Origin of the sequence: Nocardia sp. NPDC057663 (assembly GCF_042799895.1) — a bacterium.
Taxonomy (GTDB): Bacteria; Actinomycetota; Actinomycetes; order Mycobacteriales; family Mycobacteriaceae; genus Nocardia.
Genome location: NZ_JBHVHX010000009.1, coordinates 77,783 through 90,955 on the forward strand (window position 1 = coordinate 77,783; position 13,173 = coordinate 90,955).

Genomic DNA, 13,173 nt, shown 5'->3' on the forward strand with positions numbered 1-13,173 from the left:
ACCAGCAGCTCACCTGACCCGGCAACCATTCCGCTCGAGCCCGCGGCTAACTCGCCCGGTACACCGCGAAGACGGGGATCTCCCTGCTCGTCTTGTCCCGGTACTCCGCGAACCCCGGCATCAGCTCGACCATCCGGTCGAACAGCGCCGTGCGCTCCGGGTTCGCGACGAGTTCGGCTTTGCCCGTGAAGGTTTCGGTCGGCAGCTCGACGGTCAGCTCCGGGTTCGCGACCAGGTTGTGGTACCACGCGGGGTGCTTGTCGGCGCCGCCGTTGGAGGCGATCAGCACGATGCGCTCGCCGTCGGGCAGGAACACCAGCGGGTTGGTGATCGCGCGACCGGACTTCGCACCGGTGGTGGTGATGATCACCATGTTGTCGCGGCCCTCGAACATGCCGCCGACCCGGCCATCGTTGGCCCGGAACTCGGCGATCACCTGGTCGTTGAATGCACTCATCCTCGTCCTTTCGCGGTGCGGTCCTCTGCGCCAACCATCCGGGCACGCCGTGCATTCCCGCCGCGAACCGGGCTGCCTCGGCATATGCGTCGAAGTAGTGAGGTCCTCTAACGTTGCGGGGTGCTAGGACATTCACATGCGACCAGTGGCGCGCTGGCCTGGGCGGGTACCGCCGCGGCGCTCCCGCTCACGGTCGCCGCGTTCCCCCTGTTCGACAGCGACACAACACGATTCGGGATCGCCGAATTGATCATGGGCACCCTGCTCACCGCGGGTGCCGCCTTGTTGCCGGACGCGGATCATCCGAATGGAACCATCTCGCACGTGCTGGGCCCGGTGTCACATCAGTTGTGCCGGTTGATCTCCTGGGTCTCGGGCGGCCATCGCCACGGCACCCATTCGCTGCTGTTCGTGGTGGCCGCGGTCGCCGCCACCTGGGCCGGGGAGCATTACCTCGGCAGGCCGTTCACGCTGGCCCTGGTGTTCTTCCTGCTCGCGCTGGCGGTCCGGTCGCTGCATCTGTGCCCGCCGGGCAAGAGCGTGCGGACCTACGGGACGGTCATCGTGCTGGCCACGGCGGGCACCTTCGCCGTCGACTACTGGATCGTCGACCGGCCCGCGTGGCTGCCGATCTGCGTCGGACTGGGGTGCCTGGCGCACCTGCTGGGCGACTGTCTCACCGATCGGGGTTGCCGGCTGCTGTGGCCGTTCCCGCTGCGCACCCGGGTGCCGTTGATCGAGCGGACCGGGAACCGGGTCGAAACCTGGGTCATCTCTCCGCTTTTCGTGCTCGGCACGCTCGGTGCGCTCTGGTACGCGATCATGCACCGGCCGTGATCGGCGATCGTTCGTGAGGACGGCGGGCCCTCCCCCGCCGTCCTTGTTTCTTTTCCGCAATTCAAGGCAGCGCATCACATGTTTTAATGCGCATATCGCAGTATCACCATGTTGATTGTGATCTGTAACGAATAGAGAGCGGGAGACTCCATCCATTTTCCCGAAGCTGCCCCACGCTCAGCATCTTTCAGTGCACAGTTGTACTCTCAAAGCCGTGACCGAGCAGCTCCCCCAATCCCACGCCGAAGTACAAGCACTCACGCGGCTGGCAGGCGACGAGTTCGTCGGCGCCGTCGACGGGATCGCGGCCATCCACCGCGCCATCTCCGATCGTGTCTTCGCGGCCGTGCGGGTGGGCGTCGGCCCGGCCGCCGATCCGGTGAAGATCGTGCACGACGCGATCACCGATGGCGTGTACGCGGTGGTCGGCGGGACCGGGTTCGTGGTGGGCGAGGTCGCGAGCGCGGTCCAGGTTCCCGGTGTCACCACACCGTCGCGCACCGTGTGGGGCGCGGGCATCCTGGCCGCCGTGCAGGGGCTGATCGGCGACGCACTCGCGGACGAGACACCGATCCTGGCCTCCCCCATGACCTTTCGCGTCGATGGCGCGCCGGTACCGCCCGAGCAGCTGGCGGCCCATTTCGCCGTGCCGACGACCCGGCTGGTCGTGCACCTGCACGGACTGGTGGAGACCGAACACGCGTGGCGCCTCGGTGGGCGACCTACCTACGGCGAACGGCTCGAGGACGACCTCGGCTACACCCCGGTGTTCGTGCGGTACAACTCGGGCCTGCACATCTCCGAGAACGCCGCACAGCTCGACGCCCTGCTGACGCGCCTCGTGGCGACCTGGCCGCTGCCGGTGCACGAGATCTGCCTGATCGGCCATTCCATGGGCGGGCTGGTCGCGCGCAGTGCGTGCCATCAGGCCGACGCGGCAGGCCAGGAATGGGTGCGCGCCGTCCGGCAGGTGGTGTGCCTCGGCTCCCCACACCTGGGCGCACCGCTGGAGCAGCTCGCCCACTACGCCGCGGCCGCGTTCGACCTGCTGCCCGAGACCCGTCCGCTGGGCACGCTGTTGCGCAGGCGCAGCGCGGGCATCCGGGATCTGCGCCACGGTTCCCTGGTCGACGAGGACTGGCGCGATCTCGATGTCGACGCCCTGCGCGCGCGAGCGGTCCGCGAGGTGCCGTTGATCGCGGGCGCCGAGCACTACTTCGTCACCGCGACGTTCACCCGCAGCCCGAAGCATCCCCTCGGCCTGATCGTGGGCGACGGCATGGTGCTGACCGGCAGCGGGTCGGGTCGCGGCCGGGCAGGCCGGATCAGCTTCGACGGCGTCCACAGCCTGCATGTGCCCGCGGCGAACCATTTCAGCCTGCTCAATCACGACGCGGTCTACGCGGCACTGCACAGCTGGCTGTCGAGCACACCACGCAAGGCAGTCCGGGTGGATACGCTGTGGCCATGACTCTCGACCACGGCGACCCCGGCGACGCACCCTCCATCCCGCTGCCGACCGCTCCCCTGACCAACGAGGCCCGCCCCTCGGCGGCCGAGGAGGCCAGAACGATTGCGGCGGCCACGAATACGGGCACCCTGGCCAGCCTCACGGCCGACGGGGCCCCGTGGGCGTCGTTCATCACCTACGGACTGCTCGACGGCGCGCCCGTGCTGAGCGTCTCGCGGCTGGCCGAGCACGGCCGCAATCTGGCCGCCGATCCGCGCGCCAGCATCGCCATCGTGACACCGGACATCCCGGCCGATCCGCTGGCGGGCACCCGGATCACCCTGGCGGGCGTGGTGGAGCAGCCGGTGGGCGCCGAGGCCGAGGCCGCGCGCGCCGCGCACCTGGCCGCGATCCCCGCCGCGAAGTACTACATCGACTACAGCGATTTCACGCTGTGGATCCTGCGGGTACAGCGGGTGCGCTGGGTCGGCGGATACGGGCGGATGGATTCGGCCTCGGCGCAGGAGTACCTGAACGCGCAGCCGGACCCGATCGTGCCGCAGGCCGCGCCGGGCATCGCGCACCTCAACGCCGACCACGCCGACGCGCTGCTGGCGATGGCCCAGCAGCTCGGCGGATTCCCCGACGCGACCGCGGCCACCTGCGTGCGCGCCGACCGCTACGGGCTGGAACTGCGGGTCGAGACGCCGCGCGGAGTGGCCCGCACCCGGGTCGGCTACGCCGAACCGCTCTCGGAGATCGCCGAATTGCGGTCGGCGACGGTCGAACTGGCACGCCGGGCCCGCGCGGCGGGCTGAGCCGCGCGGGCGGCCTGCCGGTCTGCGGAATCAGGTCCAGAGCGCGGCGACGAGCACGTTGACGATCGCGAGTCCACCCGCGACGTCGGTCATCCAGTCGATCTGCTTGCCGCGCTTGGCATCAGCCCTGCCCATCTCGGCGAGCGCGACCACGATCACCGAGATCGCCAGCTTCACCGCCAGCTTGGTGGTGTCCGGGTCCTTGCCGAGCGAATCGACACCCGAGGCCAGGCCGGCCAGGATCACACCGGTGACGAGCTGCGCACGCGCGCCCCAGACCATCAGCTCCGACACGACAGGACGCGAAGCGGCGAAGCCACCGACCACGGCGGCCATACCGAGCAGGTGCGTGACAACCACCAGGTTGTAGACGAATTCCATGAACGCCGAGCGTAGTTCAGACGAAAGCGGCCGGCGCCCGAAGGCGCCGGCCGCTTTCCGACGAACTGTCCCGTGTGACTATCCCGCCTGCTGCTCCAGCAGTCGCGCATCCTTGCGGACACCGAAGGCCGTGATGATCTCCATGATGCCGATGACGATCAGGAAGATGCCGACCACCAGGGTGAGGGTCGTCAGCGAGCTGATCGGCCACACGATCAGGACGACACCGGCGATGGCGCTGATGATGCCGTAGAAGATCTGCCAGCCGCGGCCGGGGACGCCCTTCTCCGACATGGCGGCGAACAGGATCGCGACGCCACGGAACAGCCAGCTGATGCCGATCCACAGACCGAGCAGCACGATCGAGGCGAGATCGTCGCGGAAGCAGAAGACACCGATGATCAGCGACAGCACACCGCTGATGAAGGACAGCACCCGGAAGCTGGTGCTCGGCAGGTGGGTGAAGGCGGCGATCAACTGGAAGATGCCGCTGACAACCATGTAGATACCGAACAGGATGCCCGCCACGAGCAGCGTCTTGTCGGGCCACACGAGCACGATGATGCCGAGGACCACCGCGAGGAGGCCGGTGACCAAGATTGTTTGCCAGGTTTTCTTGGCAAGAGCCGCAAAGGGGCTCTCCAGCTCGGTGTTTGTCGTCATGACGAGATGTTATGCCCGTACACTCTCGTTTTCCGGAAATTAGCTGGGGCCGTGATCGTGTCGCGACCGGGGGCATCGCACCGAGCGGGGGTTCCGCATCCTTGCCCACGCGAACGTTTGGCTTCCCCGGCTGCCGGGTAGGTCATGGAGGTGTCGGTTGTACTCGTGCTGCAAGCTCGGGGCCTCGGTGATCTCCTCGCCGCGGTCCCGGCTCTGCGTGCTCTGCGCCGGGCCGAACCACGCAGCAAGATCGTGCTGGCGGCGCCGCATCGATTGGAGCAGATCGTCGATCTGATCTCCTCGGTCGATGAACTGGTGCCCACCGCCGATCCGGCCGCACTGATCTGGGACGGGCCCGCGCCGGAGCTGGCGGTGAACCTGCACGGCGCGGACGGCGCCAGCGCGCGAGCACTGGCCGACACCGGTGCCGACCGGATCATCGGCCACCGCTCCCCCGCACTCGCCAAGCTCGCGGGTCCCCGCTGGGATCCGGAGGCGCACGTGGTGGATCGGTGGTGTCAGCTGCTGGAGTCGGCGGGAATAGCGGCCGATCGCCGCAATCTGGGGTTGGTGCCACCGGTGGCGTCGCTGAGCCGCCGGGACTGCGTCGTCGTGCACATCGGCGCGGGCGCCCCCGCCCGGCGGTGGCCGCCGGAGCGGTTCGCGGCCGTCGTGCGGCATCTGCTGGTGCTCGGCCGGGACGTGGTGCTCACCGGCGACCCGTTCGAACGCGATATCGCCGTGCAGGTGGCCGCGCAGGCAGGCCTGCCCGACGACCGGGTACTGGCGGGCAGGCAGAACCTCACCGATCTGGCCGCCACGGTCGCCGAAGCCTCCCTGGTGATCAGCGGTGACACCGGCGTCGCACATCTGGCGACCGCCTTCGGCACCCGCACCGTGCTGCTGTTCGGGCCGACGCCGCCGCGCCGGGGCGGCCCGCCCGCCCACCTGCTCGGCAGGCACGCGGTGCTGTGGGCGGGACAGGTCGGCGACCCCGAGGGCCGCTCGCCGGACCCGGGGCTGCTGCGGATCGGCGTGCCCGAGGTGGTGTCCGCGGTGGACGCGCAGCTGAACAAGCAGGACTGGGCGGACTCGACCCGGTCGCGTTATCGCCGGGTGGGCTGAGCCGGGGCGACGGCATCGCGCAGTGCGGCGGCGTGCGCGGCCAGCGCGCTGGGCCAGAACTGCTCGAGATAGTCGCGGGCGTCGCTGAGGCCACGGGGGTCGAGGGAGTAGAGGTGGCGGTTACCGTCGCGGCGCATGGTCACCAGGTGCGCTTCGCGGAGCACACGCAGGTGCTGCGAGGCCGCCGAGCTGGTGATGCCGGTGGTCGCGGCGAGGTCGGCCACCGAGCGTGGGCCCTGCGGCAGCGACTCGAAGATCGCGCGCCGGGTGGGGTCGGACAGGGCCGTAATGGCCCGAACTCCGTTAGTGTCCACTGAATCAGTGTCCCCCGGACGGGGATATTGGGCAATGATCTTTCGACCTGGGCATTTCTCCCGGTCGATCCCCGGACTTCCCACTTTCGTTATGCTGTTGTTATAGATCAACTGGGGTTATAGCCAGTCGTGATGGCCGCCACAACACTGGCCGCCGACATCACGGTTTCGCTACGTTCGAAACATGTTCGTGACCAACCCGTTATTCGCTCGAGTCTCCGATGCCCTCGCCGGCCGTGGGCGCGGCGTTGTCGCGGGTGCGGTGGCTTTGTCCGCACTCGTGGGAACCTCCGCCGCCGCCTTCGGTGAGCCCGAAACCCCGACTTCCGACACCAGCATCACCGCGGGGGCCACCCAGGCCATCACCGCGGGCCAGTCACCGTACCGTTTCGTCGCCTACACTCCCGCCGAGGCCCAGGGTCCGCAGGGCGAGACCCCCGTGTCGGCCCCGATCGCGTGGGAAGACCACCGCGAAGCGGTCGCCCTCGCACTGCCCGAGCTGCCGCCGCTGCCGGTCATCGCACCGCCCCCGCCGCCGCCGCGCCCGCAGACCGTTCGCCCGGTCAACGGCAGGCTGACCTCCTACTACGGCGCCCGCTGGGGTGAGTCGCACAACGGCATCGACTTCGGTGATCCGATCGGTGCGCCCGTCTTCGCCGTCACCGACGGTACCGTGATCGAGACCGGTCCGGCCTCCGGCTTCGGCCTGTGGGTCCGGATCCAGCAGGACGACGGCACCATCGGCGTCTTCGGCCACGTCAACGAGATCCTGGTGGAGACCGGTCAGCACGTGAACGCCGGTGACGTCATCGCCACCGTCGGCAACCGCGGCCAGTCCACCGGTCCCCACCTGCACTACGAGGTGCACGTGCAGGACGGCTCCCTCTACGGCGCCCCGATCGACCCGCACCCGTGGCTCGCCGCCCGTGGCGTCGACGCCGGTGTCGCCCAGGACTGATCCGCACTACAGACTGATCCGCGCCGTGTGCGCGATCAGGAAATCCCGAAGCCGCGCGACCGCGAGCGTCGGCCCATGGTCTCCCGAGACCAGGCCGATCTCGCGGTCGCGTTCGCCATCGATGCGCACGACCGCCAGATCGGGATGCGGTATCTCCGCGGCAGGCAGCAGCGCGACGCCGAGACCGAGCGCGACCAGTTCGCGCAGGGTCTCGAATTCGGTGATCTCGAACAGCACCCGGGGCGTGAAACCCGCAGCGGCGCACCAGGTGTCGAGCAAGGATCGCAGCTGATAGCTGGGCGGGTTGGCGATGAAGGCCGCATCGGCCAGCTCGGCGAGGTCGACGTGGGTGCGGCCGGCCAGTGGGTGCGTGCGCGCTACGTGCAGGTCGATGCGCTGCCTGCCGAGCGGCACCGTCGGCAGATCGGCGGGCGGCGGGATCATCACCGCCAGATCGAGCCTGCCGTCACGGACCTGCTCGGCCAGTGCCTCGCCGTGCGCCTGCACCAGGTGCAGCCGGATCCTCGGCGCCCGGGTGTGGAACTGCGCCAGCAGCGTCGGAATGCTCACCGGGCCCAACGTGAGCGGGAAGCCGAAGCGGACCAGGCCGCTGTCGGGATCGGCGTCGGCGCGCACCCGGCGCACGGCGTCGTCGAGGACGCGCACCAGGCCACGGGTGTGTTCGTAGAGCTCGCGCCCCTGCGGGGTGAGCGTCACGCCGCGCCCGACCGGCTGGAACAGTGCCACGCCCAGCGCCTGCTCCATCGTCTTGATCCGGCGGCTCAGCGAGGACTGCGGCACCCCGAGCCGCTGCGCCGCCCTGGTGAAGTGCCCTTCGTCGGCCGCCGCGTCGAAGGCGGCCAGCAGCGGTGCCAGGGCTTGCGCTCCCCCGTCGCCTGATTCATCCATATTCGGATCATATCTTCGGCGATTCCGTATTGGACGGATCACTCCTGCCGGCGTGACGATGGCGGTACACAGCTCACGGGAGGTTCGACGATGACCGAGACGACACCCATCCACCCCGAATCCGCCGATGGCGACGACGTTCTCGACGCCGTGCTGATCGGCGGCGGCATCATGTCCGCCACGCTCGGCGCGCTGCTCAGCACGCTCGCACCGGACTGGTCGATCGCCCTGTTCGAACGGCTCGGCGAGCCGGCCGCCGAGAGCAGTCATCCCTGGAACAACGCGGGGACCGGGCATTCCGGCCTGTGCGAGCTGAACTACATGCCCGATCCGCACGACGCAGGCAAGGCGGCCGGGATCGCCGAGCAGTTCCAGCTCTCGCGGCGGTTCTGGTCGGCACTGGCCCGCCGCGGCGAGCTCGACCCCACGACCTTCGTCACGCCGACCCCGCACGTGACGGTGGTGTTCGGTGACCACGACATCGCCTATCTGCGACAGCGGTACGCGACAGTGCGCGACCACCCCGCGTTCGCCGGAATGGAGTACAGCGAGGATCGCGCCGTCATCGCCGAGTGGGCGCCGCTGCTCGTGCGCGGCCGCGCGGACGGCGAGGCGATGGCGGCCACCCGGCACACCGCGGGAACCGACGTCGACTTCGGTGCGCTGACCAGGTCGCTGCTGTCGACGATGACCGCGGCGGGCAATGCGGTCCGGCTGCATCGCGAGATCACCGGACTCACCCGCGGCAAGGACGGGCTGTGGACGGTGCGCGGACGAGACCTGGACAGCGGCAGGCGTTTTCGGGTGCGCACGCGGTTCGTCTTCGTCGGGGCGGGCGGCTACGCGTTGCGGCTGCTGCAGCGCGCCGGGCTGCCGGAGGTGCGTGGCTACGGCGTGTTCCCGCTCGGCGCGCAGTTCCTGCGCACCGACAATCCCGACGTGGTCGCCGAGCACCACGCGAAGGTCTACAGTCAGGCCGCGCTCGGCGCTCCGCCCATGTCGGTGCCGCATCTGGACCGTCGCGCGGTCGACGGCTCCGCGTCGTTGCTGTTCGGCCCCTACGCCACCTTCAGCACGAGGCTGCTGCGGCACGGCAGACTGACCGACCTGTTCACCACGCTCCGTCCGCACAACATCGTCCCGCTGGTGGCCGCCGGGCTGCAGAATCTCGATCTGGTGCGCTTCCTGATCACCGAACTGCTGGCATCGAAGCGCCGGAAGTTCGCGCAGCTCCAGCGCTTCTATCCCACCGCGGATCCCGGCGACTGGGAGCTGATCCAGGCTGGGCAGCGCGCCCAGCTGGTCAAGCCCGATCGCAGGCGTGGCGGTGTGCTCGCATTCGGCACCGAGCTGGTGACCGGCGCCGACGGGACCGTCGCCGGGCTGCTCGGCGCCTCGCCGGGCGCCTCGATCGCGCCGTCGATCATGCGGGACCTGCTGGAGCGCTGCTTCCCCGAACGGCGCTACGAGTGGTCGCCGCTACTGGCGGAACTGCTGCCGGAGACAGCGACTGCGACGGTCAGCGCGGCGCGGTGACGAGAGCCCCGATCAGGCGGTGGCTGCGGGCGCTCATCTCGCCCGCCGTCTGCTCGGGGTGCCGCAGCCACCACAGCACCAGCGAGGTCACCGACCCCATCCAGACGTCGGTGAAGGCGGACAGGTCGTCGGGATCGGTGAGGGCGAGCGTGCTGAGCGCGTCGGCGACGCCACGGGCCGCCTGCGCGGCGATGCGGCGGCGGGCCGCGCGCACGGCGTCGGCGGCGGGGCCCTCGTCGGGATGGGAGCGGTCGAAGACGACGGTCCAGTCGTGCGGTCGCGGGGCGAGCGCGACGAAGAGCGCGTCGAGGGTCCGTTCGGCCTTGCTCAGGCCGCTCGCGCCGGTGATGGCCGTTTCGATCGCGTCGTAGAGGACGGTGGCGGCGCGTTCGACACAGGCGATGTAGAGCCCGTCCTTGGACTGGAAATAGGCGTAGACCAGCGGCTTGGACACCCCGGCCCGCTGCGCGACATCGGCGGGCGACAGGCCCGCGTAGCCGACTCGCCCGATCTCGGCGACCGCGGCGTCGAGGATCTGCTGCTCACGCTCGGGGCGCGGGACACCTTTGGTTCCAGCTGTGCTCACCCGACCCATCCAACCATCAGGGCAGCACCGGTTGACACTCAATTGACTGGTTTGTAATTTACTAGATAGTTAATTGAATCGGTAGCCCCTCGACGCCCAGGAGTCCCCGTGCTCGACCGCCTCGCGCAGTCACTGCTGCTCAATCCGCCCGCGTTGCCGCGTACCCTGGCGCGGCTCGTGCTCGGCGAGCGGCACGAGATCGCGGGCAAGACCATCCTGCTGACCGGCGCGTCGTCCGGGGTGGGCCGTGCCGCCGCGCACGCGCTCGGCCGCCACGGCGCCCGGCTGATCCTGGTCGCCCGGACCGCCGAACCACTGCTCGAGGTCCGTGACGCGGTCCGCGCGGCGGGCGGGGTGGCCGAGAGCATCACCTGCGACCTGGCCGATCCCGGCGACACCGACGACCTGGTCAAAACCGTGCTCGAGCAGTACGGCACGGTCGACGTGCTGGTGAACAACGCGGGCCGGTCGATCCGCCGTCGCGCGGCCGATGCCACCGACCGGTTCCACGACTACGAACGGACCATGGCGCTGAACTACTTCGGCGCGGCGCGCCTGACCATGGGACTGCTCCCCTCGATGCTCGAGGCGGGCAACGGGCATGTCGTCAATGTCGCCACCTGGGGAGTCGCGGCGGGCACGATGCCGATGTTCACCGCCTACCACGCGTCCAAAGCCGCGCTCGGCGCGTTCGGGCGCAGCCTGGGCGCCGAAACCCGCTCGCGCGGTGTGCATGTCACCACCGTCGGGTTCCCGCTGGTGCGCACCGAGATGATCGCCCCCACCGGCGCCTACGACGAGTCCGCCGCGCTGACCGCCGAGCAGGCCGCCGACTGGATCTGCACCGCGATCCGGACCCGGCCGATCGAGCTCTACCCCCGCTACACCCGGATCCTGCAGGCCGTCGCGACCGTGTCGCCGCGTGCGGTCGACGCGGTCATCTGGCGCCTGGGGATCTGACGAGCCGGCCGTGACCGCACCCGGGTAGGGCACGCCCCCTACCCGAGTACCGGTCCCGAACCGTTCCGCAGCGGGAGGTGTTGCAGCACACCGGATTTCTACCGTCGAATCATGGCGACGATCGATCTCTCCCGCACCCTGTCCCGCGTCCGGTTCCCCGCCGCACCGGCGCGCGGCGGCACCGGCCGCGCGCCCTGGCACGGTCCGCTGCTGGTGAACTCCGCCCTGATGAGCGTGCTCGTGGTCGTGTCGGTCGCCGGCATGGTCGTCGACGGCCGACAGCTGCTCGGCGAATCGGTGTGGCTCAAGCCCGCCAAGTTCGGGCTCGCCTTCGCGCTCTACGGCGTGACGCTGGCGTGGATCCTGCGGCTGCCGCATCGCGGGCGGCGGGCCACCTGGTGGCTGGGCACCGTGTTCGCCGTCACCGGGATCGCCGACGTCGGCTTCATCGCGCTGCAGGCCGCGCGCGGCACCTTCAGTCATTTCAACACCGCCGAGGACACGGTCAACCAGATCGGCCAGCAGGTGTTCGCCTCCGGCGTCCCCGGCCTGTTCCTCGCCAATCTCGTCCTGGCGGTGATCATCTCGTGGCAGAAGCTGGCCGACCGGCCGACCAGGATCGCCTTGAAGGCCGGGCTGTGGCTCGCGGTGGCGGGCATGATGCTGGGCTATCTGATGGGCTTCACCGGACCGCAGCTGGTCCGCCAGTCCGACGGCACCGTGGTCGGCCTGATGGCCGGGCACACCGTCCGGGCGGGCGGCGCGCACGGTGACGCGGTGCGCGACGGCGTCGGCGCCATGCCGATCACGCATTGGAGCACCACCGGCGGCGACCTGCGCATCCCGCATTTCGTCGGCCTGCACGGCATCCAGGTGTTGCTGCTGCTGGCCGTCGTCCTGGTCGCCCTCGCACCCCGGTATCGCTGGCTGCGCACCGAAACCGTCCGTGCCGCCCTGCTCGGCGTCGCCGTGCTCGGCTACTTCGGGCTGCTCACCCTGGTGTTCTGGCAGGCGCTGCGCGGCCAGCCGCTGACCAGCCCCGATCTCGCCACCGCCGCAGCCGCGACAGCACTCGCGCTCCTGGTCGCCGGTGGTGTGACGGCCGTGTACCTGCGGGCCCGCGAAATCTCGGCCGGCAGCGGGCTCCCCGTCGAGAACCGCCACGCCGAGGCGTGACCGTGGTCGCCCACGCACAGTGGGCGCCACGGGATTCAGCGCAACCGCTCGGCTTCCCGAGCCAACTTCACCAGCGTGGCGCTGAGCTCGGCCAGTTCGACGTGCTCGGCGCCTTCGGCCACCGCCGTGGCGACATCCTCCGCGGCGCACCGGGCGGCGAACCAGCGATCGGCCAGATCCGCGGCTTCCTGCGCGGACAGCACCACCGCGTCCTCCGGAATCCCGGTTCCCTTGAGGCTGGTGCGATGCTCGTAGGCACGTTGCCGGCACGACTGGCGGCAATAGCGGCGACGGCGACCCGACTCGGAATCCACGATCTCCCGCCCGCACCACAGGCAGGACAGCAGGCGACTGCGCGACATGGTGCGAAACCCTATCGGTCCGATGCCCGATCCAGCGGCTCAGGTCTCGCTCAGCGGGCACGGGCGCGGGCCTCGTCACCCCGCCGAGCCCGCCCGGCGGCTCAGGGCCCGCTCGGCGAGATCACCATTGCGACTACAATGGAACAGTTCAGACGTCCCGCGCGTTAACGGTAGGACCACGACCAGTTCGCAGGCCCGAGAACCGCCGAAGCCGCGAACCCGCGGCGCCAGCCGCCAAAGACAGGGAGCACACATGGCAGATCGCGTACTCCGAGGCAGTCGGCTCGGAGCGGTGAGCTACGAGACCGATCGCGACCACGACCTGGCCCCGCGCCGGATCGCCCGCTACCGCACCGACAACGGTGAGGAATTCGACGTCCCGTTCGCCGACGACGCGGAGATCCCGCCCACCTGGCTGTGCCGCAACGGCCAGGAGGGGCAGCTCATGGAGGGCACCACGGTGGAGACCAAGAAGGTCAAGCCGCCGCGCACCCACTGGGACATGCTGCTGGAACGACGCAGCAAGGAGGAGCTCGAGGAGCTGCTCAAGGAGCGCCTCGACCTCCTGAAGACGCGCCGCCGCGGCTGAGAGTTCAGCACCACAACGGCGAAGGCCGCCTCCCGATCCGGGAGGCGGCCTT

The 13,173-nt window shown here is 69.8% G+C and carries 16 protein-coding genes; 9 read left to right on the forward strand and 7 right to left on the reverse strand.

What is annotated here, in order from left to right:
• Nucleotides 1–46 precede the first annotated feature (46 nt).
• Nucleotides 47–457 (reverse strand): nitroreductase family deazaflavin-dependent oxidoreductase, encoded by a 411-nt coding sequence (locus ACFVAV_RS20515; protein WP_379036577.1) that lies wholly within the window; start codon nt 455–457, stop codon nt 47–49.
• Between the two features lie 120 nt (nt 458–577).
• Between ACFVAV_RS20515 and ACFVAV_RS20520 the strand changes: the two genes are divergently transcribed.
• The 3 genes from ACFVAV_RS20520 to ACFVAV_RS20530 all read left to right on the forward strand — a co-directional run bounded on the left by ACFVAV_RS20520 (nt 578) and on the right by ACFVAV_RS20530 (nt 3,562).
• The gene (locus tag ACFVAV_RS20520; protein ID WP_379036578.1) at nt 578–1,294 is read left to right on the forward strand and encodes a metal-dependent hydrolase; all 717 of its coding nucleotides are present in this window, start codon (nt 578–580) and stop codon (nt 1,292–1,294) included.
• Nucleotides 1,295–1,508: 214 nt separating this feature from the next.
• Nucleotides 1,509–2,765: a lipase family alpha/beta hydrolase gene (locus ACFVAV_RS20525; RefSeq protein ID WP_379036579.1), complete on the forward strand. Its 1,257-nt coding sequence runs from the start codon at nt 1,509–1,511 to the stop codon at nt 2,763–2,765.
• The gene (locus tag ACFVAV_RS20530; protein WP_379036580.1) at nt 2,762–3,562 is read left to right on the forward strand and encodes a HugZ family protein; all 801 of its coding nucleotides are present in this window, start codon (nt 2,762–2,764) and stop codon (nt 3,560–3,562) included. The genes ACFVAV_RS20525 and ACFVAV_RS20530 overlap by 4 nt, the downstream gene beginning before the upstream one ends.
• A 30-nt stretch (nt 3,563–3,592) precedes the next feature.
• On the opposite strand, the gene ACFVAV_RS20535 is transcribed toward ACFVAV_RS20530, so the two are convergent.
• Both ACFVAV_RS20535 and ACFVAV_RS20540 read right to left on the reverse strand, forming a co-directional pair.
• Nucleotides 3,593–3,943, reverse strand: a complete 351-nt coding sequence (locus ACFVAV_RS20535; protein WP_379036581.1) for a hypothetical protein — start codon at nt 3,941–3,943, stop codon at nt 3,593–3,595.
• Nucleotides 3,944–4,021: 78 nt separating this feature from the next.
• Complete coding sequence (locus tag ACFVAV_RS20540) at nt 4,022–4,606, reverse strand: HdeD family acid-resistance protein (protein ID WP_379036582.1); 585 nt, start codon at nt 4,604–4,606, stop codon at nt 4,022–4,024.
• A 144-nt stretch (nt 4,607–4,750) separates the two neighbouring features.
• On the opposite strand from ACFVAV_RS20540, the gene ACFVAV_RS20545 reads away from it, so the two are divergent.
• Complete coding sequence (locus tag ACFVAV_RS20545) at nt 4,751–5,731, forward strand: glycosyltransferase family 9 protein (RefSeq protein ID WP_379036583.1); 981 nt, start codon at nt 4,751–4,753, stop codon at nt 5,729–5,731.
• Here the strand turns inward: ACFVAV_RS20545 and ACFVAV_RS20550 are convergent.
• Entirely contained in the window at nt 5,713–6,045 is a 333-nt protein-coding gene (locus ACFVAV_RS20550; protein ID WP_379036584.1) for an ArsR/SmtB family transcription factor, read from the reverse strand. The genes ACFVAV_RS20545 and ACFVAV_RS20550 overlap by 19 nt on opposite strands.
• A gap of 184 nt (nt 6,046–6,229) precedes the next feature.
• Here ACFVAV_RS20550 and ACFVAV_RS20555 point away from each other — a divergent pair, with 184 nt between their 5' ends.
• Nucleotides 6,230–7,003, forward strand: a complete 774-nt coding sequence (locus tag ACFVAV_RS20555; protein ID WP_379036585.1) for a M23 family metallopeptidase — start codon at nt 6,230–6,232, stop codon at nt 7,001–7,003.
• Between the two features lie 6 nt (nt 7,004–7,009).
• Here the strand turns inward: ACFVAV_RS20555 and ACFVAV_RS20560 are convergent, their stop codons facing one another.
• Nucleotides 7,010–7,912, reverse strand: a complete 903-nt coding sequence (locus ACFVAV_RS20560) for a LysR family transcriptional regulator (RefSeq protein ID WP_379036586.1) — start codon at nt 7,910–7,912, stop codon at nt 7,010–7,012.
• 90 nt (nt 7,913–8,002) lie between these two features.
• On the opposite strand from ACFVAV_RS20560, the gene mqo reads away from it, so the two are divergent.
• The gene (gene mqo / locus ACFVAV_RS20565) at nt 8,003–9,448 is read left to right on the forward strand and encodes a malate dehydrogenase (quinone) (protein ID WP_379036587.1); all 1,446 of its coding nucleotides are present in this window, start codon (nt 8,003–8,005) and stop codon (nt 9,446–9,448) included.
• Here the strand turns inward: mqo and ACFVAV_RS20570 are convergent.
• Nucleotides 9,432–10,034, reverse strand: a complete 603-nt coding sequence (locus ACFVAV_RS20570) for a TetR/AcrR family transcriptional regulator (protein ID WP_379036588.1) — start codon at nt 10,032–10,034, stop codon at nt 9,432–9,434. The genes mqo and ACFVAV_RS20570 overlap by 17 nt on opposite strands.
• Before the next feature lie 108 nt (nt 10,035–10,142).
• On the opposite strand from ACFVAV_RS20570, the gene ACFVAV_RS20575 reads away from it, so the two are divergent.
• Both ACFVAV_RS20575 and ACFVAV_RS20580 read left to right on the forward strand, forming a co-directional pair.
• Nucleotides 10,143–10,994, forward strand: a complete 852-nt coding sequence (locus ACFVAV_RS20575; protein ID WP_379036589.1) for an SDR family oxidoreductase — start codon at nt 10,143–10,145, stop codon at nt 10,992–10,994.
• A gap of 111 nt (nt 10,995–11,105) precedes the next feature.
• Complete coding sequence (locus tag ACFVAV_RS20580) at nt 11,106–12,170, forward strand: hypothetical protein (protein ID WP_379036590.1); 1,065 nt, start codon at nt 11,106–11,108, stop codon at nt 12,168–12,170.
• 35 nt (nt 12,171–12,205) lie between these two features.
• On the opposite strand, the gene ACFVAV_RS20585 is transcribed toward ACFVAV_RS20580, so the two are convergent.
• Nucleotides 12,206–12,532, reverse strand: coding sequence for a hypothetical protein (locus tag ACFVAV_RS20585; protein ID WP_189022754.1), 327 nt, complete (start codon nt 12,530–12,532; stop codon nt 12,206–12,208).
• 253 nt (nt 12,533–12,785) lie between these two features.
• On the opposite strand from ACFVAV_RS20585, the gene ACFVAV_RS20590 reads away from it, so the two are divergent.
• A complete protein-coding gene (locus tag ACFVAV_RS20590; RefSeq protein ID WP_188827104.1) occupies nt 12,786–13,121 on the forward strand; it encodes an RNA polymerase-binding protein RbpA in 336 nt (111 codons plus the stop codon).
• Nucleotides 13,122–13,173: the final 52 nt, after the last annotated feature.